We start from the raw sequence: 21,086 nt of genomic DNA, 5'->3' as shown, positions 1-21,086 counted from the left end.
GGCCCCGGCCGCCCCGCCCGCCGCGGGGCGGCCGGTCAGCGGCGGGCCGGGTACGCCGCCGTCACCTCGACCTCGACGAGCCAGCCGGGGACGGCGAGGGAGGCGACCTCCATCGTGGCCCGGGCCGGGCGCGCCGCGTTGGGGACCAGCGGCTCCTCGGGCGGCGAGGTGCCCATCGGGACCTCGATCACCTCCCGGGTGGCCAGGTCGACGTTCGCGAAGTACTGCCGGTACGCGCGGTTCCAGCCCGCGTAGTCGGCCGTCTCCTGGCCGGGCGGCGCGGTCAGGTAACACGTCATCGTGATCACGTCGCGCGGACGCAGGCCCGCCGCCTGGAGGTTGTCCACGATGGCCCGCAGGACGAGAAGCGCCTGCGCCTCCGTGATGGTCACCCCCTGCTTGCCGGCGGTCAGCGCCGGGTCGGTGTATCTCTCCGGAGTCCCCGCCGGAGCCGCCGGGTTGAGCCCCGCCGGGCCCAGGCCGCTGCTCTCGTACAGCGCCACGTCCCTGCCGATGGCCACGCCGTTGGCGATGGCCGGGTTGTTCTGCCCCTCGGGGAGCATCACCCGCACCTCGTTGCCGCGCGGCGACCACCAGCCGCGCGCGTCGGCCACCGAGGCGCCCGCCAGCAGCAGGCAGACCGCGCCCGCCGCCGCGCCCAGCCGCGCCCGCCGCGTCGTCCGGAAGGCGCGGGTCGCGCCGTTCTTCCCGATCGGCCTGCTCGGCCTGCTCAGCCTGCTCATGCGGACAGCACCCTCTCGTGGATCTCGGTGACGACCTTGCGCGCGGAGGTGAACGCCCCGTGCTGCCAGGCGATGACGTGGCTGAGCCAGTCGCCGGCGAAGTAGACCTGTCCCGCGGGCTCGTTGAGCAGCCGGTACTCGGGCCCGGTCTGCGAGGGCCAGCCCACCCAGCCGCCCTCGATGAACGGCGTGCGGTGCCAGGCCACGCTGAACGAACTGGCCAGCTCCGAGCGGTACTTGCGGCCGTGGATCTTCACGCCCTGGGCCACCGCGCGGGCCTCGCGCTGCGCGTGCGGCAGGTCGCCGTAGGAGACGGCGTTGGCGCCGAAGTTGTAGTAGCCGACGAGTGTGCCGCGCCGGCCCTGGTAGCCGTAGGAGGGGTACCAGATCGTGGACAGGTCGTTGTCGGTGGGCGTGATGCCGCCGTAGATGTGCTCGTCGGTCTCCCACCACCGGCTGCGGTATTCCAGGCCGATCTTGCCCACCGGCGTGGGCGTGGCGTAGCGCAGCGCGGCCGTGACCTGCGTGCCGAGGTTGTGGTCCAGGCGCGCCAGGACCTGCGGGGGCATCGCGGCCACCACGAAGTCGGCCCGCTCGGTGCGGGGCCGCCCGCCGCGCGTGCTGCGCCAGGTGACCTCCGCGCCCGAGCCGGTGTTGGCGACGGCCGTGACCGCGGCGCCGTAGGTGATCCGGCCCTCGCCGATCGCCCGCGCCAGGGCCCGCGGGATGGCGTCCATGCCGCCCACCGGCTGGAACATCAGCATCGCCTGGTCGTAGCCGAACTCGAAGGAGAAGCGCTGCCCCAGGCCGCTGGCGATCACGTCCGAGAGCGAGGGCGGCGGCCCCAGCACGGTGCCCTGTTCGAACGCCGCGCCCGGCTCGACCGCGTAGCCGCGGCGGCTGGTGCCCGCGTAGGCCCAGTCCTCGGCCCGGCCCCGGATCGCGCCGAAGTTCTGGAGGAACGCCAGCAGCCGCTCCTTGTCCTCGGCCGTCAGCGCCTGGTCCAGCGCCCCCTGGTCGGTGGCCTTTGCCAGCAGCTCGGAGACGTAGCCGTAGACATCGGCCTTGGCGGTGCGCCAGCGCACGGGCTGCCCGGCCAGCGCGCGGCTGTTCTCGTGGAAGATGTAGGCGTTGGCGTTCTGGTTGGTGAACACCTCAAGGGGCACGCCCAGTTCGCGGCAGTACTCCATGGTGACGTGGGACTGCGGCAGCCGGGCCGGGCCGGCGTTCATGTACTGGCCCTGGGAGAACGAGGCGCGCTGCGTGCGCCCGTCGAGGTCGGTCAGCCGCGTGCCGCCGCGGACCGTCCAGTTCCGGCCGCCGGGGCGCTCGTGCGCCTCCAGGATGCGGCAGTCGTAGCCCGCCTTGCGCAGCTCGTAGGCGGCGGCGAGCCCGGCTATGCCGGCGCCGAGGACGAGGACCTTCTTCGAGGAGCGCCCGGTGAGCGCGAAGTCGCCGCGCTGCGGCGGCCGGTACGCCTCGGCGTGCGCGTCCGGGACCGGTGCCAGCCCCAGCGCGCCCATGGCGGAGTACAGGACCCCCGCGCCGCCGGCCACGCCGACCGACCGCAGGAAGCCCCGGCGGGATGCTTCCGCAACCATCTTTCCTCCTTGCTGCCCGGTGCGCAGCCGGAGGGGCCGGGGCCCGCGCCGGAACGGCCACGGAGGGCGTTCGCGGTGCGGGTGACCGGCCGAGTGGGGCGAGGTACGGGAGGGACCGGCTGCGCCACACGAGGCTCTGTCAGGAGTGTTTCGCCCCCATGCCGCTGACGTTGCCATTCATGACATCAGCATGTCGCCATCACGGTCCTGACGCAGATGTGGGCACGGCGTGGCGGGGCGGCGACCGAGGGTGGACGTGGCGACCGAGGGTGGACGTGGCGGCCCGCCCTGGGCGTCGGAGAAAAATCGCTCGGCTCCGTCCGGGGGCGATGAGTTCTCGCGGGAGGCCGGGTCTGCAAGGACGTGACCCGCCGGATGGGGCGGGGAGCGGACGCGAGCCGAGCAGGGCTCGGAAGCAGAGAGCAGAAGGAGATCCCGTCGTGGAGAAGGTCACCACCTTCCTGTGGTTCGACGACAAGGCCGAGGAGGCCGCCGAGTTCTACACCTCCCTCTTCCCCGACTCCCGGATCACGGAGGTGCGGCGGTGGGGGCACGCCGGGCCCGGCGAGCCCGGCGCCGTGATGACCGTGACCTTCGAGCTGGCCGGCCGGCCGTACACGGCGCTCAACGGCGGCCCGCACTTCACCTTCACCGAGGCCATCTCGCTCTCGGTGGACTGCGCCGACCAGGCCGAGGTGGACGACCTGTGGGAGCGGCTGACCGCCGACGGCGGCCAGGAGTCTGAGTGCGGCTGGCTGAAGGACAAGTACGGCCTGTCCTGGCAGATCGTGCCCCGCCGGCTGATGGAGCTGATCGCCGACCCCGACCCGGAGCGGGCCGCGCGCGCCACCAAGGCGATGCTGGGCATGAAGAAGCTCGACGTCCAGGCCCTGGAGGACGCAGCGGACGGCCGGTGACCTCGGTCACCGGCCGTCCGGGGGAGCGTATCCGGGCAGGGCCCGCGCCTACGGCTGCTCCGCCTCCGGCTTGCGGCGCGGCAGCGGGAGCCGCAGCGCCGCCGGGGCGTGCCCCGGCACGGCCGGCCGCTGCGGCGCCACGGGCGTCACCCGCCGGTATCCCTCGCCGGGCTCGGGGCGCGGATCCTCCTCGCCCTTGTTCGGCCACAGGGAGAACGCCCGCTCGGCCTGCGCCGTGATCGTCAGCGACGGGTTGACGCCGAGGTTCGCCGAGATCGCCGCGCCGTCCACCACGGAGATCCCGGGATGGCCGTACAGCCGGTGGTAGGGGTCGATCACGCCCTCCTCCGGGCTCGCGCCGATCGGCGCGCCGCCCAGGAAGTGCGCGGTGAGCGGGATGTTGAACACGTCGCTCCACGTGCTGCCCTGGACGCCGCCGATCCGCTCGGCCACCCGTTTGTTCGCCTCGTAACCGGGCCGGATGAACGTCGGGTTGGGCTCGCCGTGCCCCTGCTTGGACTTGATCTTCCGCCGCCCGAACAGGCCCCGCTTCACGTAGGTGGTGATCGAGTTGTCCAGGCTCTGCATCACCAGCAGCAGCACCGTCCGCTCGCTCCACCGGTAGCCGTGGATCACCCGCAGCGTCCGCACCGGGTGCCGCGTGGCCTGCCCCAGCACCTGGAGTATGCGCGGCATCCGGCGGTCGCCGTCCGGGGCGAGCGTCTGCAGCAGGCTGATGGCGTTGCTGCCCTTGCCGTAGCGCACCGGCTCGATGTGCGTGGCCGGGTCGGGGTGGAAGGAGGAGGTGATCGCCACGCCGTGCGAATAGTCGTGCTTGGGGTCCACCCGCGGGCGGGCCGAGCCGATGATCGCCTCGGAGTTGGTGCGGGTCAGCTCGCCCAGGCGCCGCGAGATCCGCGGCAGGGCGCCGCTGTCCCGCAGCCGGTGCAGCAGCCCCTGGGTGCCCCAGGTGCCGGCCGCCAGCACCACCTTTCCGGCGGTGAACGTCCGCTCCCGGCGCCGCAGCAGCCCGCCCGTGGCCCGGGTACGCACGGCGAACGTCCCGTCCGCGCGCTCGGTCAGGCCGGTGACGGTGGTCAGCGGGAAGACCTGCGCGCCCGCCCGCTCCGCCAGGTAGAGGTAGTTCTTCACCAGGCTGTTCTTCGCGCCGACGCGGCAGCCGGTCATGCAGGAGCCGCAGGCCGTGCAGCCGGTGCGCTCCGGGCCCGCGCCGCCGAAGAACGGGTCGGCCGCCTTCTGCCCCGCCTCGCCGAAGAAGACGCCCACCGGCGTGAGCCGGAAGGTGTCGGCCACGCCCATGTCGGCGGCCACCTTCTGGATCACCTCGTCGGACGGCGTGATCAGCGGGTTGGTGTTCACCCCCAGCATGCGCCCGGCCTGGTCGTAGTGGGGGCTCAGCTCGGACTCCCAGTCCGTGATGTGCGCCCACTGCTGGTCCCGGAAGAACGCCGACGGCGGCCGGTAGAGGGTGTTGGCGTACACCAGGGAGCCGCCGCCCACGCCCGCGCCCGCCATGATCATGACGTTGTTCAGCAGGTGCAGGCGCTGGATGCCGTAGAACCCGAGTCTCGGCGCCCACAGGTAGCGGCGCAGGTTCCAGGAGGTCTTGGCGAACTCCTCGTCGGCGAACCGGCGGCCCGCCTCGATCACGCCGACCCGGTAGCCCTTCTCGGTCAGCCGCAGCGCCGCGACGCTGCCGCCGAAGCCCGAACCCACGACGATCACGTCGAAGTCCGGCTCGCGGCCCCCCGCCTCCCCGGCCGGACGCGTCCGGCGCAATTCGCTTGGCTTCTCGCTGCTCATGGTGCGGACCTGCCTTCATCGCCGACAGCCCTCGGGACCCCGGGAGTATAGGGCGGCGCGGCCCCCGGGCCGAGGGGCCCGAGGGCCGCTTGCTAGGCCGCCGCGCGCGGGGGCCTCCGGCACACTCACCGCTGTGACAAACCCGGCATCCGCCCCGGGCCGGCCCGGCACCGGCCCCGGGCGGCGCCCGCGGTCAGAGCGAGAGGGGCCGGTAGCCGCTTGTCAGGGCCGGGTCGGTCACCGCGACGGGGGCCAGCAGCTCGTCCACCGCCGCCTTCAGCTCCGGCTCCAGGCGAACGCCCGCGGCGCGGACGTTCTCGGCCACCTGCTCCGGCCGGGAGGCGCCGATGATCGCCGCCGAGACGTTCGGGTTCTGCAGCGTCCAGGCCACGGCGAGCTGGGAGAGGGACAGGCCCGCCTCCGCCGCCAGGGGCGCCAGCCGCTGCACCCGCTCCAGCACCTCGTCCGTCAGCCAGCGGGCGATGAACTGCGCGCCGCCCTTCTCGTCCGTGGCCCGGGTGCCCTCGGGCGGCGCCGAGCCCGGCAGGTACTTGCCGGTCAGCACGCCCTGCGCCAGCGGCGACCAGACGATCTGCCCGATGCCCAGCTCCTCGCTCGCCGGCACCACACGCTCCTCGATCACCCGCCACAGCGCCGAGTACTGCGGCTGGTTGGAGACCAGCGGCACGCGCAGCTCGCGGGCCAGCTCGTGCCCGTCGCGCAGTTGCTCGGCCGTCCACTCCGAGACGCCGATGTAGAGGGCCTTGCCCGCGCGCACGACGTCGGCGAAGGCCTCCATCGTCTCCTCCAGCGGCGTGCTGTGGTCGTACCGGTGGGCCTGGTACAGGTCCACGTAGTCGGTGCCGAGGCGGCGCAGCGAGCCCTCGATCGACTCCAGGATGTGCTTGCGGCCCAGGCCCCGGTCGTTGGCCCCCGGGCCGGTGGGGAAGTAGACCTTGGTGAAGATCTCCACGCCCTCGCGCCGCTCGCCCTTCAGGGCCTGGCCGAGCACCGACTCGGCGCGGGTCTCCGCGTAGACGTCCGCGGTGTCGAAGGTGGTGATGCCCGCGTCGAGCGCGGCGCGGATGCAGCCGTTCGCGACCTCCTGCTCGACCTGCGAGCCGTGAGTGAGCCAGTTCCCGTAGGCGATCTCGCTGACCGAAAGGCCGCTGCGGCCGAGGCGGCGGAACTCCATGCGGCTGTCCCTTCCTGTTCTGGTGTCGTGCTCGTGGTGCTCGTGGTGCTCGTGGTGCTCGTGCTCGTGCGCGCGGGGCGCGCGGCCCGCGCCCTCGCTTCAGCGCGCGCGCCGCGCGCCGCATTCCGCGCACCCGCGCGCGGTGTACGACCGGAGTGGCCCGCCGCCCGCCCGGGTAGGCCCGCACCGGGCCCGCACGGGGGCCGCGCGGCACGTCCGGAGGGAGCGGGGCCATGGCCAGGGCGGCGAACGAGACCGCGGCCGACGTCGTCGTGGTGGGCGCGGGCCCCGCCGGCAGCGCGGCGGCGTACCACCTCGCCCGCCACGGGCTGGCGGTGCTGCTGCTGGAGAAGTCCGCCTTCCCCCGCGAGAAGGTCTGCGGCGACGGCCTGACCCCGCGCGCCGTTCACCAGCTCATCCGGATGGGCGTGGACGTCGGCGGCGAGGGCTGGCAGCGCAACCGCGGCCTGCGGCTGATCTCGGGCGGCTCGGCCGTCGAGGTCGACTGGCCCGAGAGCGCGCGCTACCCCGCCTTCGGACTCACCCGCACCCGGCACGACTTCGACCACCTCCTCGCCCGCCGCGCCGTCTCCGCCGGGGCCCGGCTATGGACCTCGGCCAGGGCCACCGAGCCGCTGCTCGACCGCGCCGGCCGCGTCCGCGGGGTGCGCGCCCTGGTCGGCCCCGACCGCGAGGCGGTTGCCTGCCGCGCCCCCGTCACCGTCGCCGCCGACGGCGTCTCCGCCCGCCTCGGCGTCTTCCTCGGCATGGCCCGCCTCCCGCGCCGCCCCATGGCCACCGCCATCCGCCGCTACCACCGCTCCCCGGCCCGCCACGCCGACCCCTACCTGGAGATCTGGGGCGACCTGCGGGTCCGCCCCCACGGCCCGCTCCTGCCCGGCTACGGCTGGATCTTCCCCCTGGGCGACGGCCGGGTGAACGTCGGCCTCGGCCTCCTCACCAACGCCCGCGCCGGCTCCTGCGACCCGCGCGCGGTGCTGGAGGACTGGCTCGCCCGCACCCCGCCCGCCTGGGGCCTGGCCGACCCCGGCAGCGCCGAGGGCCCCCCGCGCGGCGCCGCCCTCCCGATGGGCCACAACCGCCTGCCGCACTACGCCCGCGGCCTGCTGCTGGCCGGGGACTCCGGCGGCATGGTCAGCCCCTGGGACGGCCAGGGCATCTCCTACGCCATGGAGTCCGGCGAGCTGGCCGCCGAGGTCACCGCCCAGGCCCTGGCCCGCCCGCCGGGCCCCGGCCGGGAGCGCGCGCTGGCCGCCTACCCGCGCGAGATCCAGCGCCGCCACGGCCGTTACTTCCGCCTGGGCAACGTCTGGGCCGGCCTCCTCGCCCGCCCGGCCGCCGTCTCCCTCCTCAGCCGGCACGTCGTACGTTCGCCCACGGCCGTGCGGGTGCTGGTGCGCCTGCTGGCCGGCGTCGCGGACGAGCGCGGCGGGGACGCCGTGGACCGGGCCCTCGCGGCCCTGCTGCGCGCGGTGCCGCTGCCGCGGGCGTAGCGGGGTCGTTGTCGGCTCGGCCGGGCCGTTTGCCGCCCGGCCCGGCCGTCCCCTCGGCGCGGCGGCCCCTCAGGGCAGCAGCCCCCGCGCCCGCGCGAAGCCCGACCAGAAGGCCTCGTCGCCCCCGGACAGCGAGCGCATCACCGCCCGCCACCGCCGCGCCGCCCCGTCGCGCGCGAACGGCCCCGCCTCCGCCGCCCCGTGGAGCTGCCCCCAGTGCGGCACCGCCCCGAACTCCGCGACCACCACGGCCAGTCGGCGGTGGAACGCCGCGTTCCCCCGCATCCCGCGGAAGGTGTAGATCTCCACGTGGCAGGTCCGCTCGAAGCGCTGCATGCCCAGCGTGGCCCGAGTCCGGCCGGTGAAGCGGAGGTTGAGGTTGACCACCAGCGCGTCCGGGCCGCGCCGCAGCGCCGCGATCTCCGCGATCAGCCGGTCGGTGAAGGCCACCGCCCGCGTGTCCGGCACCGCGTACTCGAAGCTCTGCACCAGCCGTGCCGTCTCGTCGTGGCTCTGCGCCCCGTCCGCGCCGCAGCCCGGCTGCCCGGTCATGACGCGGAACGACGCCCCCACGGCCGTTCCCTCCGGCCGTTCCCGCGCGGTCAGCATCGCCTGGAAGCCGTCCACCAGAGTCCGCCCCGGCACCACGAAGAACCCGATGGCCCACAGGAGGTTGACCACCGTGGGCAGCAGCTCCGCCACCCGCCGCGCGTCGTGGGGGTCGACGGCCAGCAGGTGCAGCTCGACCAGCAGCCGGTGCGCGTCCGCCACCGGACGCAGCGCCTGCGCCGCCCGCTCGTGCGCCAGCCACACCCCCACGAACGGGATGGCCAGCAGCAGCGTCACCTCGGCGGTGACCCGCGCGACGTAGTCCCCGACCGCGGCGAGCACCAGCCCCAGCGCGCCCAGGCCGCCGCCCAGCGCCGTGGGCCCCAGCAGCCCGGCCGCCGCCGCGACCAGCCCGATCGGCACCTCGCCGCCGCCCCCGCCGGCCGGCGGCGACACCCGCTCGGTCGTCTCCTCGCGCACCGTCACCCGGCAGCCGCCGTCGGCCGGGTTGACGTTGATCTCCAGGTAACGCGGGCGGCGGTCCCGGAACGCCAGGTCCGCGACGCGCCGCTGGGCCGCCGGCCAGGACTCGGCCGTGGTGGTGGTCCGCAGCCGGAACGCCGGCCTGGCCGCCAGCACCACCGAGTAGATCACCCCGGCGCACCCCATCGACACCAGCAGGGCGTTGAACCACTCGTCGTCCCACACCTGCCGCACCGACGGATCCAGATGACCCCGCGCCTTGGCCCGGTCCAGCCCCTGACGGCTCGTCAGCGGCGCGGTGGCCGGCTCGATCCACCACTGCTGCCCGCCCGCCCCCACCAGGTGAACGGCCCGCACCGCGTCCGCGATCGGCGGCAGCGACACGTCCGCGCCGTGCACCCCGGTGCCCAGCGCCCCCGCCAGCGACTGCCCCCGGCTGCCGCCCAGCGTCGGCATGGCCCAGCCCAGGCCGTCCAGGCGGCAGTTGAGGTCGTGCAGCTTGATCCCGGCCTCCACGTGCAGCAGATGCCGGTCCGTGCGCCCCGGCCGGTCGTCCAGCGCCTCGGGCACCACCCCGTGCAGGACCTCCCGCAGCGCGGAGGTGTCGATCAGTGAGCGCGTGCCCTCCGAGGCCACGCAGTCCGTGAACGACCAGCCGCTGCCCGCCACTCCGACCCCCGGCGCCGCCGCCCGGACCGCGGCCACCAGCCCCGCCAGGTCGGCCGGGCGCGCGGTGGGCAGCGAACGCCGCACGTTCCGGTGCCAGTTGACGAACTCCGTGGCCACGAACCGCGGCGCGGGCGCCGTCTGGTCGAAGGGCTTGACCATCAGCAGCTCCGCCGCCCCGCCGGCCCGGGTGAACCTGCCCGAGCCCGCCACCACATCGCTGCCCGCCAGCCGCCACCGGCCGAGCATCGAGCCGTTGGGCCGCCCGGCCCGGCAGCGGAAACGCCCGTCCTCGCCCACGCCCAGCAGCGCCATGCCCCACGGGCTGCGGATGAGGAAGTCGCCGCCCCCGCCGCCGGTCACGTCCCCCACGCTCAGCAGGTGGTTGACGAAGGAGTCCACCAGCCAGCCGTCCACCCGGCTGCCGTTGGGCGCGAACGCCCGCCGCACCAGGGACGTCCCCGACAGGCGCAGCACGTGCAGCCCGCGGTGGTCGTTGAGCACGGCCTCGGCCGGTCCGCCCTCCGCGCGCAGCACGGCGGCTCCGGCCCAGGAGTCGGGGCCGGACGCCCCGGGGCTGACGGCCAGCGCCACGAAGCGGCCCCCCACGGGCTTGAGCACCGCGACGCCGCCCGTGCCGGTGACCAGCAACTCGTCCTGCCCGTCCCCGTCGAGGTCCGCGACCAGCCGGACCCGGTCGGTGGCCGTCCGCAGCGTCCACCCGCCCAGCCGCTCCCCGTCCGCCCCCACGGCGATCGCGGCGCCGCGCTCCAGCGAGACGATCCCCAGCCGCCGGGGCGTGGTGAGCACCAGCCCGTGGTGCGGCCCGTCCCCGAACCGCCCGCGCCCCCAGCAGTGCGTCTCGCGGGGCTCCAGCGTCCACCCCTCCCACCGCGCGCCCGAGAGGTGCCGCCGGGTGGCGGTCAGGCCCTCCGCGGTGCGCGCCAGCGTGGCGATCCCCGTCTCGCTCCACACCAGCAGCTCGGCCCCGGCCCCCGCCTCCGAGGTGAAACGCCCGGCCCCCAGAATCCGGTCCCGCCCCGTCCGCGTCGGCGCGTCCCACTCCCACCGCCCGAACGCCGTCCCCCGCGGCGCCCCGAAGGGACACCGGAAGGCGACCCCGTCGTGCGCGAGAATCCCGATCCCCCAGTCACTGACCACGACGGCCTCGTCCCGCCCGTCCCCGTCAAGATCCGCCACCGCCCGGATGTGGTGGTGGGTGGGGTGCAGATTCCACCCGTCCACCCACCGCCCCCGCGGATGCACCGCCCGCGCCGTCAGCTCCCCACTCGCCCCGTCCAGCCCCAGCACGCCGAGCGCCGTCACCGCGCCTCCCCCCAATCCCCTCAACCACCCCCGGGCCCACACCACTTCCCCCGAGCGCCCCCGGATCCTCCCGCGCCCGCGCCCGGGTGTCCACCCTCAGCTCTGCCGGGGCGGGCGGCGGGTCAGCGGACAGGTGCGTCCCCCTCACCTGTCCGCCTGTCCGTCGGCCCGGGGGCTCAGTCGCCTCCGCAGCCTCCGCAGCCGCCTCCGTCCCCGCCGTCGCCCCAGCCGCCGGATCCGCCGTCGGACCCCCCGTTGCCGGAAGTGCTTTGGACCGCCAGGTAGATGACCAGCCCGATGATCCCCAGCACGATCAGCGCTTCCACGCGCTCCCCCTTCCCTCGGCCTCACTGCCGTGGTGGTACCCGCCTTCCGGGCGCCCCCACCGGGCCCGCGCCTGGTCTCCCCGGGAAGTCCGGGACTGTAAGAAGAGTGGTGTGACTCCCGATCATGGAGGATGCACCTGTGACCAGCGAACGCGAACACCTCCGGGTCCGTCGAGGCGTGTGAGTCTCAGCAGCGGCAGGCCGTGGAGCAGCGGCTGATCGACCAGCTCGTGGACCGGGCCCAGGCCGAGGGCTTGCAGCTGACCGGTGCGGGAGGGCTGCTCGGGCAGCTGACCAAGCGGCTGCTGGAGTCGGCCCTGGAAGGCGGGATGACCGACCACCTCGGCTACGACAAGCACGATCCGGCTGGGAAGAACGGGCAGAACAGCCGCAACGGCACCCGGTCCAAGACGGTGCTGACCGATGTCGGGCCGGTGGAGATATCCGTGCCGCGGGACAGGGACGGCTCTTTCGAGCCGAGGATTGTCAGGAAGCGGCAGAAGCGCCTGTCAGGGATCGACGGGATCGTCATCTCCCTGGCTGCGAAGGGCCTGACCACCGGCGAGGTCCAGGCCCACCTGGCGGAGATCTACGGCGTGGAGGTCTCCCGCCAGATGATCTCCACGATCACCGACAAGGTCATGGACGGCATGGCCGAGTGGCAGAACCGGCCGCTGGACCCCGTCTACCCGGTCGTCTTCATCGATGCCGTCCACGTCAAGGTCCGCGACGGCGCGGTGGTCAACCGGCCCGTCTAGGTGGCCCTGGCCGTCACCGCCGAGGGCACCCGCGACATCCTCGGCCTGTGGGTCGGCGACGGCGGGGAGGGTGCCAAGCACTGGCTGCACATCCTGACCGGGCTGAAGAACCGCGGCGTCGCGGACGTGCTGATGCTGGTCTGCGACGGGCAAAAAGGCCTGCCGGATGCGGTCGGCACCGTCTGGCCGGCCGCCCTCGTCCAGACCTGTGTGGTCCACCTCCTGCGGGCATCGTTCCGCTACGCGGCCCGCCAGGACTGGGAGAAGATGGCCAGGGCATCGAAACCGGTCTGCACCGCCCCCACCGAGGACGCGGCACTGGAACGGTTCACCGAGTTCGCCGACGCCTGGGACCAGAAGTACCCGGCGGTCGTGCGGCTGTGGGAGAACGCCTGGGAAGAGTTCACTCCCTTCCTGCGGTTCGACGCCGAGATCCGCCGGATCGTCTGCACCACCAACGCGATCGAGTCGGTCAACGCCCGCATCCGGCGGGCTGTGAAGGCTCGTGGCCACTTCCCGAATGAGCAGGCCGCGCTGAAGTGCGTCTACATGGCGATCATGTCCCTGGATCCCACCGGCACCGGCCGCAAACGCCGGACCAGCCGCTGGAAGACCGCCCTGAACGCCTTCGACGGCCGACTCTCAGCAGTCCGCCAGTAACCCAACCAACCCAGATACACCACTCATTGGACAGGCCCGGAAGTCCCCGGCTCTCGCCCAGCGGGGTGGCAAAGGGCCGGTACCGCCCGGGAGTCGGGCGGAACCGGGTGGGTGACGGGGCGGTCAGGTCGTGGGGGCCTGGTAGTGGCTGGGTCGGCCGTTGTGGTGGATGAGGTGGCCGCGGGTCTCGGCCTCGGCGCGGGGGAGGAGGACGAGGCCGCCGTCGGGGCGGCGCAGGACGACCGAGTGCCAGGGGGTGGTCCACGCGTCGTCGGCGTCCAGGAGGCGGATGCCGAACTTGGCCGCGCCGCGCGGCTGCGGGTGGATGGACAGGCGCACGGAGCGCGGGTGGTGCGCGGCGATCAGCTCGCCCCAGGCGCGGCTGCGTTGGATCACGCCGTAGGCGCGTCTGCGGCACTCCCGCTGGAGGGCGGAGCGGCTGCCGGTGAAGCCGGCCGTGTCCGCGACCAGAAAGCGGGTGATGCCCCGGTACATCCGTCCTACCTGGGGCCTTACGTCTGCCGGCCACCGGGCCCCACCCGCTCCATCCATCCAGACACAAACACTTCACGCGGTTTCGCGTAGATCATTTCACTGAGAAAGCCTCAATCGAACGGCACGTCTCCTGTACGAGCAGGCACAAGCCGTTAGCAAGAATCAGCGTTCGGTATTCACCAGCCTGAGGGTGGCAGCCCTGGCTCTCCGGCCGTAGGTGTAATTCAGGGGCAATTCAGCCGTAGGTCTTAGTCACCATGAGGGGCGGTGACCCTTCCTTGGCCCATTCACGCCGGATACTGCCTGAGATCAGTGCAAACTCCTCCCGACTCATATGAGCTTCACTTTCAGAGCTCTCCCCGCCCCTGGAGGGAAGCAAGCTTCCGTCTTCAAGGGACAGTCTTATGTCGCCCGCCGGCTCTCCTGCGGAGGTGGAGGAGAAGACCTCTCGGCTACCGGCGTCCAGAACCAAGAAGGCGAATCTTTCACCGCCGTCCATGATGATTCGGTAGAGATGCGCCGCATCGACACTTTTGATCAGTTGAGCGAGGAATGACATCATCATTGGGGAATCCATCTCCTTTATCGACGCCGCTGGAATCCGATTCCTTCGCGAGAGGGAGCCTCGCCGTCCCACGCCAGACCAGCGTCGATGGTTGCCCTATGCGCTTCACTGTAGCTGGGGTTCCCCGTGTCACGCATATAGTTCGACTCATGCAGCTCATGACGTAGGAGCGTAATGTCTTCCGGGTGCGGATTGCCCTCCCGAAGACGCAGCCAAGCTTCTGCTATTCTCGGGTTGGACTCGAATCTGGCCATCTCTGCTGGTACGCCGTAGTCAACATAGCTGTCCAGCAGGTGCTCCTCCTCGAATACATGGGACCTGATCTGAGCTATCTCATCGCGCGTAAAACCATATTCTGCCACATTGGCGGCAATATCGTCCACGTCGTCCGTGGCTCGAATCGAGTCGTACGCCTCGTCGGCCCATTCCGAATCGAAATCGTCTTCGCCGCGCGTGGGCCGAATTTCGCCTCCGGTCTGACGTCCGGGTGGCACGATGTCGTCGGCACCTCGACGCAGTCCATCGGCCATCTCCCGTAGCCCGCCCCGTGCGAGACCACGGAAGCCTGCGGCGAGGCCGCCGAGGGTGGTGAGGCCGCGTCCGCCGGGTATGCAGTCGAGCGCCGCGAAGGCGACATCGAGCAGGCCGCATTGGCCTCGGGAGTACCGGATGAGGGTGTCGGCGAGGACGACGAGGGCTGCGGCGAGGACGACCCAGGCGAGGGGGCCGCCGATGATCATGACGACGATGCCGAGGACGGCGACGATGGCCTGGCAGACGGAGACGATGGTGTCCCAGTTGTCCACCACCCAGTCGACTGCCCGCTCCCACCAGCGGCGGTTGTGGATGCCTGCGTCCGAGGCTTCCTCGATGCCCTGGGCGCAGGTGCGGGCGGCTTCTTCGCGCATGTCCAGGGCCTGGCGGGCCAGTTCGCGGGCGGCGGATAGATCGGCTTGGGCGTTGTCGACGCGGGTCTGGGCGGCGGAGGCCGCTTCCCGGGCGGCCTGGTGATCGCGCACGGCCTGCCGGACCTCGGTCTCGTCCGGAGGGTGTGCGTTGTTCTCCCGCTCACCCTCCTCCCGCAGGCGCTCGGCCTCGTCTCCGGCGCGGGAGAACCAATCCTGAGCGTCGGCCAGATTCGTCTGCGCGGAGGACAGGGCCGCCTGGGCATCGATGGCGCGCTGCAACGCCCGGTCGGCCATGCCCTGGGCGGTCTGGAGTTCAGGCCAGTAGCGGGCCAAGGCATCCGCGGCCATGTCGTAGGAGCGTTGCAGCTTGGTGAGGTTGCCGGGAACGTCCTCGAACTCGCTGCGGAACGCCTCGGCCGACAGCCCCGCCCACTCCAACACGGCCCGGTCCGAGGCCATGCCCCGGATACGTCCGAGCGCCTCGCCGACGTCGTCCGCGAACTCCTGGAGCTCCTCGGATAATTCCCTGATCTCCTCCGGCTCACCCGGCGTCGGATCGCGGTCCAGGTCCACCGGCGACCAATCAGACGGACGCGACACTCCCCCCACCACCCTCCGTGACGGGTCCCTCCCGGCAGCCCGCAACCTCACGCTAACGGCCAGTCATCGATGGCTCAAGAGGTGAACTAGGGCGGTGGCTTCGGCGCCCCGCAGCTGGGCGCCCTGCCCCCGGGCGTGGCTTTCCTCCTGACGCCACACAAGTCGGGCTGCAGGAGTCCAGCACGTCCAGCGCGAGGTGGCGTCGGTCGTGTCGGCCTTCCGGATCGATGCCGTTGTCTGCGACGTTCCAGCAGGCCACCGTGACAACATTCTTGAGTGGAGCGGACACGCGTCCTCCAGTGGTGAGGGGTGGGAAGAAGGGGTGCGGCCCTGACCCGTACGGCCGCCATGAGAGGTGCGGCGGCCCGCCCCGGAGCGCAGCACACGGGCCGGCACCGGGGCGGACCTCGTCCCTGCCTCTGTCCGGTCACGGCGAGCCACGGCGCCACGGAGGGCCGCTCACCGGAGGCAGGGAGCCTGTTGGGCAAGGCTGATTGCGGGGCGACGCGGAGTCATGTTCCTCGTCCGTGCTCCAAGGCCATCGTCACGGCGTGGTCGCTCACCAGCCGGGCGGTCTCACGTCGGAGCGTGGCGCTCCGCGCCAGCAGTTCCGCGAGCGTGAGTTCTTCCTCGTCCGTATGCGATGCAGTCGGTTCGTGCCGGGTCTCTTGCAGACCGAGGACTACGCCGGCGCTGTCATGCGAGGCACCCTCCCACTCGCCACCGACGACGAGGTCGACGCCCGCGCGCGTGCACGCATCGAACGACAGGTCGTGCTCGCCATCGAGGCCGTGAGGCACGGCACCACCCACTGAAACAGGCTGCATCCCGCAGGCCCGCTCTCGGCACCGGGCGGATGGCCTCCACGGCGGGACGAGCCGCTACGAGCGGGGGGCAATTGGGCACTACAGCGTGCAGACCAAGCGCCGTCCGACCACCGGCCAAGCGCATGGCCCCCCGCTCCCTCGCCTTTCCGCAGCCCTCACCCGAAACCTCTCTTCGCTCCCTGCCCCCGGCCCGTGGATGTCGACCCGACACGCTCCCCGGATGTCGCCGCGTGGGTCCGGGCGGAGACGCGCCGACTTCCCGGGCGTCGTCCAGTGCTTCCCGTGCACGTGCGTGAACGACACGACACAATGCCGTCACCGTTGCCGAGAATTTCTCGCTCGTCGTCCGGCACGGCAGCCCGAGGAGTGACCTGGCGGCTGTGCACATCATGCTGGAGGCCAACCGGGTTTGGGTAGGCACCCGTACCCGTGCCTGCCGACTCGACGTGATCGCGGGTGGCGTGCACGTCGTGTCACGCGGAGAGGGTGATGCCAGGCAGGCCGGGTTTTGCCGGGCTGCCCCGGTTTCTCGGTCGGCCCGTTTTGCGGCGCCGGTTCCGCCCGGGCCGGGCGGGAGCGGGCGGACCGGCTGCCGAGGGGCGGTGAGGCCGGGCTCAGGCCGGGGCCCCCGTGTCGGGGGCCTGGTAGTGGCTGGGTCGGCCGTTGTGGTGGATGAGGTGGCCGCGGGTCTCGGCCTCGGCGCGGGGGAGGAGGACGAGGCCGCCGTCGGGGCGGCGCAGGACGACCGAGTGCCAGGGGGTGGTCCACGCGTCGTCGGCGTCCAGGAGGCGGATGCCGAACTTGGCCGCGCCGCGCGGCTGCGGGTGGATGGACAGGCGCACGGAGCGCGGGTGGTGCGCGGCGATCAGCTCGCCCCAGGCGCGGCTGCGTTGGATCACGCCGTAGGCGCGTCTGCGGCACTCCCGCTGGAGGGCGGAGCGGCTGCCGGTGAAGCCGGCCGTGTCCGCGACCAGAAAGCGGGTGATGCCCCGGTACATCCCCAGCGTCGCCTCGTCCGAGCGGACCTCGGCGCGCAGTTCGTCCAGCGTCGGCGCGTGCTGCTCGCTGACCAGGCGGCGCTTCTCGTCGTAGGGGAGGCCGTCGCCGTAGACGTCGCGCAGGTCGAAGGTGTCGATGTGGTCCAGGCCCTCCTCCGCGATCATCTCGCGCAGCGCGTCGCCGTAGGCGTCGATGTGCTCGTCGGGGACCTGGATGAGGTCGGCGAACACGTGGCCGTCGGAGCAAATGAGGATGCGCGCGCCCGGCGCGTAGACCTTCTCCACCTGGGCGCTGAGCTGTTCGAGAAAGCGCAGGGAGAGGCGTTCGCCCTCGTCGGGCAGGTGGCCGAGCACCTTCTCGGGGTTGGGGGACTTGCAGGGGAACCCCGGAAGGGTGAAGAGGATCGGGTCGCCCTCGCGGACGAACGCGGCGAGCTGGCTGAGCTGCCACGGGAAGGCGTCGGGGGTGTCGAGCCGCGGCGAGAGTGCCTCCACGGTGCGGCGGTGCGGCAGCAGCAGGCGGAGGATCTCCGCGCAGACGTGCCGGGCCGCGGCGTCGGCCACGGGGGCAGGGGCGGGGGCGACGCCCGAGGCTGCGGCGGGATCGGTCGGTGCGGATGCGGACATGTGCGGGGCCTCCTGGGGTGGGTGAGGGATGCCGGGTGGGGTCGGGAGAAGGGGCCGCGCGCGGGCACGGCGGCATGGCGGCACGGCGGCACCGCCGGTCGGCGTCCGTCGCCGCGAGGGGCGGCGAACGCCGGGACGGGCCGCGGCCGTTGGGCCGGAAGAGGGTCGGCCGGGGGGTCAGCCGAGGCGGTGAACGGGGCAGCCGCCGGCCGGCGCGGCGCCCCCGGCGCCCGGCCGGAACGCGACGGGCAGCGCGTCGACCCCACGGGCCAGCACCGCGCGGATCCAGCGCGGCTCCTCGGCCCCGAAGTCCGCGCGCAGGCCGGGCAGTCGGCGCAGCAGCGTGCCGAGCGCCACCTGGAGCTCGACGCGGGCCAGCGAGGCGCCGGGGCAGAAGTGGATGCCGTGGCCGAACGCCAGGTGTTGCTGTGGCGCGCGGCCGAGGTCGAGCGCGTCGGGCTCGGGGAAGCGATCCGGGTCGCGGTTGGCGGCCCACAGCGAGACGATCACCGAGTCACCGGCGGGAATCCGGGTGCCGTACAGGTCGCTGTCCTCGGCGAAGAAGCGCCAGGTGGTCAGCTCGAACGCCGCGTCGTAGCGCAGCAGTTCCTCGACCGCCCGGGGCAGAAGTCCGGGGTCCTCGCGGAGCCGGTCCAGTTGGTCCGGGTGGCGCAGCAGGGCGAGCACGCTCGTGGTGATCTGGTTGGTCACCGGCTCCTGCCCGGCGACCAGCAACTGGAAGACGATGGAGTCGAGTTCCTCCTTGGTCAGCGCGCCCGCCTCCTGGGCGGCGACGAGCCGGCCGAGCAGCGCCTCGCTCGGGTGCGTGCGCTGACTGGCCGTCACCTCATCGATGTACGACTGGAGTCCGCGCAGCCTGCCCTCGTACAGCGGGCGCCCGGGGTCGGTGGGCCCGACCGGCTGAACGACCTTCCCCCAGTCGCGGTCGAAGCGCCGGGCCGGCTCGGAGGCCAGGCCGATGACCTCCGCGAGCACCCGGAAGGGGAAGTGGGCCGCGAAGTCGGCGACCAGGTCGAGGCGGGCCGCGCCCTCGGCGTCCGTCCGCGATCCCGCTCGCTCAAGGGCGGCGTCGAGCAGCTCGTCGGCGATGGCCTGAATGCGCGGGTGCAGCTCCGCCACCCGGCGCGGCGCGAAGGCGTCGGTGATCAGCCGCCGCATGGCCGTGTGTCTGGGCGGGTCCTGGTGCAGCAGGTGGACCTGGAGCTGGGAGTGCTGCGGCTCGGGCATGATCGAGGCGCGGGCGCGCCAGGCGTCGTTCCCCAGCGCGTGATTCTTGCCCAGGCGCTCGTCGTTGAGGGTGCGGTGGGCGGCCTCGTAGCCGGTGACGAGCCAGGCGTGCACGCCGCTGGGGAACGCGACCCGGTGCACCGGGCCCCGCTCGCGCAACTCCCGGTACAGCTCGGCCGGATCGCGTTTGTACGCCTCGCCGTGCAGGGGAACGGCCTCGGCCGGCACGGCCGTTGCGGGCGGCGGGGAAGAGGGGCGGGACGGGTCGGAGGGGGCGGGCGGGGTGGGCATGGCGGAAGTGCCTCCGGGGTCGGTGGCGTTGATCGCATGAGTGGAGTCGGTGAGCGGTGCGGCATCCGGGCAGCGGCCGTTCGCGCGGACGTTCACAGCGCCAGCTCCGGCCGGTAGTGGTCGAGCCACAGCGCCAGGTCGACCACGCGCTCAAGGCGCAGCCGGTGCTCCCAGGTCAGTTCCTCGGGCGGCGTGGACAGGCCGGCCTTGATCACCGTCTCGTCCACCAGGTCGCGGACCCGCCCGCCGTGGCCGTCCAGGGCCTCGCGGGCCATCGTCTGCAACCCCCGGTTGTAGTCGGGGTGATGGGTGGCGGGGTAGTGGTTCTTGGCCCGGTACAGCACCGAGTTGGGCGCGATGCCCGCCCCGGCCGAGCGCAGCAGGCTCTTCTCCCGCCCGTCGTGGCCCTGAAGTTCGGCGGGGACGTTGTAGAGGTACTCCACCAGCCGGTGGTCGCAGTACGGCACGCGCACCTCCAGGCCGCGGGCCATGCTCAGGCGGTCCTTGCGGTGCAGGAGCTGGCGCAGCCAGCGGGTCAACGACAGGTGCTGGAGCTCGCGGTAACGCCGGGCCGCGGGCGATCCGCCCTCCAGCGGCGGGACGTGGGCCAGGGCGTCGCGGTAGGTGTCGTCCTGGAACTCCCCGATGCGCAGCGTCGCCGCGAGGTCGGGGTGCAGCGGCATCGCGGCCTGGTCGCTGGTGACCAGCAGCCAGGGGAACGTCGCGGCCTGCGCGGCGCGCGGGCTGTGGAACCAGGGGTAGCCGCCGAAGACCTCGTCGGCCGCCTCGCCGGAGAGCGCCACCGTGGAGTGGGAGGCGATCTCCCCGAACAGCAGGTAGAGGGAGGTGTCCATGTCACCGACGCCGATGGGCGAGTCGCGGGCGACGACCACGGCGCGCCGGTGCTCCGGGTCGAGCAGGTCGTGCGGGTCCAGTACGACGGTGCTGTGCTCGGTGCCGATGAACGCCCCGGCCTCGGCGGCGTAGGGGGTGTCGTGCCCGGTGCGCAGCACGTCGCCGGTGAACTGTTCCGCCTGGTCGCTGTAGTCCACCGCGTAGGACCTGATACGCGCCGACTCGCCCTCGCGGACGCGCAGTTCGTCGGCGATCAGCGCGGTCAGGACGGTGGAGTCCAGCCCGCCGGAGAGCAGCGTGCAGCGCGGGACGTCGGCCTCCAGTTGGGCGCGGGCGGCCCGGTCGACCAGGGCGGTGGCCCGCTCGACGGTGGTCTCCAGGTCGTCGGTGTGGGGCCGGGCGGTCAGCCGCCAGTAGGTGCGCTCGGCCAGGCCGGCGCGGTCGAAGACCGCCACCCCGCCGGGCTGGATCTCGCGGACGCCGGACCAGACGGTGGGGCCGGTGTTGAACAGCAGGCTGTACGCCTCGCGCAGCCCGTCGGCGTCCACCCGCGGTCGCAGATCGGGGTGGGCGAAGAGGGCCTTAGGCTCGGAGCCGAACGCCAGCCCGCCGGGGACGCGCGCGTAGAACAGCGGCTTGACGCCCAGGCGGTCGCGGACCAGCAGCAGCCGGCCCAGCTCCGCGTCCCAGACCGCGAAGGCGAACATCCCGTGCAGGTGCGCGGCCAGGGCCGCGCCCCACTCCTGGTACGCCCGCAGCACCACCTCGGTGTCGCTGCGGGTGTGGAACGCGTGGCCCCGGGCGGCGAGTTGGGCGCGCAGCTCGTGGTGGTTGTAGACCTCGCCGCTGTAGGTGAGGACGACTTCGCGGCCGGCCGTTCCCCCGGTCATCGGCTGGGCGCCGCCCGCGGGGTCGATGACGGCCAGGCGCCGGTGGCCGATGGCGGCGTGCGGGCCGTGCCACACGCCCTGGGCGTCGGGTCCGCGCCGGCTCAGCTCGGCGGTCATGCGCTCGATGACCGAGGGGTCCGACTGGGGGTCCGTCTCGAACGAGACCCATCCGGTGATGCCACACATGGGCGCTTCCTCACGGGGTGTTCTGGGCGGGGGG

The 21,086-nt window shown here is 73.1% G+C and carries 14 protein-coding genes and 2 pseudogenes; 4 read left to right on the top strand and 12 right to left on the bottom strand.

Annotated elements, in window-relative coordinates; all coding sequences use genetic code 11:
- Nucleotides 1–35 precede the first annotated feature (35 nt).
- Nucleotides 36–743, bottom strand: a complete 708-nt coding sequence (locus RM780_RS21255) for a Rid family hydrolase (protein WP_311632428.1) — start codon at nucleotides 741–743, stop codon at nucleotides 36–38.
- Nucleotides 740–2,344: a flavin monoamine oxidase family protein gene (locus RM780_RS21250; protein ID WP_311632427.1), complete on the bottom strand. Its 1,605-nt coding sequence runs from the start codon at nucleotides 2,342–2,344 to the stop codon at nucleotides 740–742. Before RM780_RS21250 ends, RM780_RS21255 begins: the two co-directional genes overlap by 4 nt.
- Nucleotides 2,345–2,784: 440 nt before the next feature.
- Between RM780_RS21250 and RM780_RS21245 the strand changes: the two genes are divergently transcribed.
- Complete coding sequence (locus tag RM780_RS21245; protein ID WP_311632426.1) at nucleotides 2,785–3,261, top strand: VOC family protein; 477 nt, start codon at nucleotides 2,785–2,787, stop codon at nucleotides 3,259–3,261.
- A 48-nt stretch (nucleotides 3,262–3,309) separates the two neighbouring features.
- Here the strand turns inward: RM780_RS21245 and RM780_RS21240 are convergent, their stop codons facing one another.
- Both RM780_RS21240 and RM780_RS21235 read right to left on the bottom strand, forming a co-directional pair.
- Entirely contained in the window at nucleotides 3,310–5,085 is a 1,776-nt protein-coding gene (locus RM780_RS21240; RefSeq protein WP_311632425.1) for a GMC family oxidoreductase, read from the bottom strand.
- A 193-nt stretch (nucleotides 5,086–5,278) separates the two neighbouring features.
- Complete coding sequence (locus tag RM780_RS21235; protein WP_311632423.1) at nucleotides 5,279–6,280, bottom strand: aldo/keto reductase family protein; 1,002 nt, start codon at nucleotides 6,278–6,280, stop codon at nucleotides 5,279–5,281.
- 233 nt (nucleotides 6,281–6,513) lie between these two features.
- On the opposite strand from RM780_RS21235, the gene RM780_RS21230 reads away from it, so the two are divergent.
- Nucleotides 6,514–7,794, top strand: a complete 1,281-nt coding sequence (locus tag RM780_RS21230) for a geranylgeranyl reductase family protein (RefSeq protein WP_311632422.1) — start codon at nucleotides 6,514–6,516, stop codon at nucleotides 7,792–7,794.
- Between the two features lie 69 nt (nucleotides 7,795–7,863).
- On the opposite strand, the gene RM780_RS21225 is transcribed toward RM780_RS21230, so the two are convergent.
- Entirely contained in the window at nucleotides 7,864–10,818 is a 2,955-nt protein-coding gene (locus RM780_RS21225) for an FAD-binding protein (RefSeq protein ID WP_311632421.1), read from the bottom strand.
- Nucleotides 10,819–10,994: 176 nt separating this feature from the next.
- On the bottom strand, nucleotides 10,995–11,144 hold the full coding sequence (locus RM780_RS21220) for a hypothetical protein (protein ID WP_311632420.1): 150 nt from the start codon (nucleotides 11,142–11,144) through the stop codon (nucleotides 10,995–10,997).
- A 203-nt stretch (nucleotides 11,145–11,347) separates the two neighbouring features.
- On the opposite strand from RM780_RS21220, the pseudogene RM780_RS21215 reads away from it, so the two are divergent.
- Nucleotides 11,348–12,562, top strand: a pseudogene (locus RM780_RS21215) (IS256 family transposase).
- A gap of 123 nt (nucleotides 12,563–12,685) precedes the next feature.
- Here RM780_RS21215 and RM780_RS21210 read toward each other — a convergent pair.
- The 3 genes and pseudogenes from RM780_RS21210 to RM780_RS21200 form a co-directional block, all read right to left on the bottom strand.
- Nucleotides 12,686–13,060, bottom strand: a pseudogene (locus tag RM780_RS21210) (L-tyrosine/L-tryptophan isonitrile synthase family protein); the annotation flags it as partial.
- Nucleotides 13,061–13,292: 232 nt separating this feature from the next.
- Complete coding sequence (locus tag RM780_RS21205) at nucleotides 13,293–13,622, bottom strand: hypothetical protein (protein ID WP_311632419.1); 330 nt, start codon at nucleotides 13,620–13,622, stop codon at nucleotides 13,293–13,295.
- A gap of 17 nt (nucleotides 13,623–13,639) precedes the next feature.
- A complete protein-coding gene (locus RM780_RS21200; RefSeq protein WP_311632418.1) occupies nucleotides 13,640–15,103 on the bottom strand; it encodes a putative T7SS-secreted protein in 1,464 nt (487 codons plus the stop codon).
- Nucleotides 15,104–15,768: 665 nt separating this feature from the next.
- On the opposite strand from RM780_RS21200, the gene RM780_RS21195 reads away from it, so the two are divergent.
- Nucleotides 15,769–15,945, top strand: coding sequence for a Scr1 family TA system antitoxin-like transcriptional regulator (locus RM780_RS21195; protein ID WP_311632450.1), 177 nt, complete (start codon nucleotides 15,769–15,771; stop codon nucleotides 15,943–15,945).
- 626 nt (nucleotides 15,946–16,571) lie between these two features.
- On the opposite strand, the gene RM780_RS21190 is transcribed toward RM780_RS21195, so the two are convergent.
- The 3 genes from RM780_RS21190 to asnB all read right to left on the bottom strand — a co-directional run bounded on the left by RM780_RS21190 (nucleotide 16,572) and on the right by asnB (nucleotide 21,052).
- Entirely contained in the window at nucleotides 16,572–17,582 is a 1,011-nt protein-coding gene (locus tag RM780_RS21190; protein ID WP_311632417.1) for an isocyanide synthase family protein, read from the bottom strand.
- Nucleotides 17,583–17,759: 177 nt separating this feature from the next.
- The gene (locus tag RM780_RS21185) at nucleotides 17,760–19,121 is read right to left on the bottom strand and encodes a cytochrome P450 family protein (protein ID WP_311632416.1); all 1,362 of its coding nucleotides are present in this window, start codon (nucleotides 19,119–19,121) and stop codon (nucleotides 17,760–17,762) included.
- 92 nt (nucleotides 19,122–19,213) lie between these two features.
- Nucleotides 19,214–21,052: an asparagine synthase (glutamine-hydrolyzing) gene (gene asnB / locus RM780_RS21180; protein WP_311632415.1), complete on the bottom strand. Its 1,839-nt coding sequence runs from the start codon at nucleotides 21,050–21,052 to the stop codon at nucleotides 19,214–19,216.
- Between the last annotated feature and the right edge of the window lie 34 nt (nucleotides 21,053–21,086).

This window comes from Streptomyces boetiae (assembly GCF_031845405.1).
GTDB lineage: Bacteria > Actinomycetota > Actinomycetes > Streptomycetales > Streptomycetaceae > Streptomyces > Streptomyces boetiae.
Note: the sequence above shows the minus strand (reverse complement) of the source record. Positions and strands in the feature narration are given on the sequence as shown.

Coding starts and splice junctions, on each gene's coding strand:
- RM780_RS21255 (WP_311632428.1), bottom strand. CDS start 743: ATGAGCAGGCTGAGCAGGCCGAGCAGGCCGATCGGGAAGAACGGCGCG.
- RM780_RS21250 (WP_311632427.1), bottom strand. CDS start 2,344: ATGGTTGCGGAAGCATCCCGCCGGGGCTTCCTGCGGTCGGTCGGCGTG.
- RM780_RS21240 (WP_311632425.1), bottom strand. CDS start 5,085: ATGAGCAGCGAGAAGCCAAGCGAATTGCGCCGGACGCGTCCGGCCGGG.
- RM780_RS21235 (WP_311632423.1), bottom strand. CDS start 6,280: ATGGAGTTCCGCCGCCTCGGCCGCAGCGGCCTTTCGGTCAGCGAGATC.
- RM780_RS21230 (WP_311632422.1), top strand. CDS start 6,514: ATGGCCAGGGCGGCGAACGAGACCGCGGCCGACGTCGTCGTGGTGGGC.
- RM780_RS21205 (WP_311632419.1), bottom strand. CDS start 13,622: ATGATGATGTCATTCCTCGCTCAACTGATCAAAAGTGTCGATGCGGCG.
- RM780_RS21195 (WP_311632450.1), top strand. CDS start 15,769: ATGCGATGCAGTCGGTTCGTGCCGGGTCTCTTGCAGACCGAGGACTAC.
- RM780_RS21190 (WP_311632417.1), bottom strand. CDS start 17,582: ATGTCCGCATCCGCACCGACCGATCCCGCCGCAGCCTCGGGCGTCGCC.
- RM780_RS21185 (WP_311632416.1), bottom strand. CDS start 19,121: ATGCCCACCCCGCCCGCCCCCTCCGACCCGTCCCGCCCCTCTTCCCCG.
- asnB (WP_311632415.1), bottom strand. CDS start 21,052: ATGTGTGGCATCACCGGATGGGTCTCGTTCGAGACGGACCCCCAGTCG.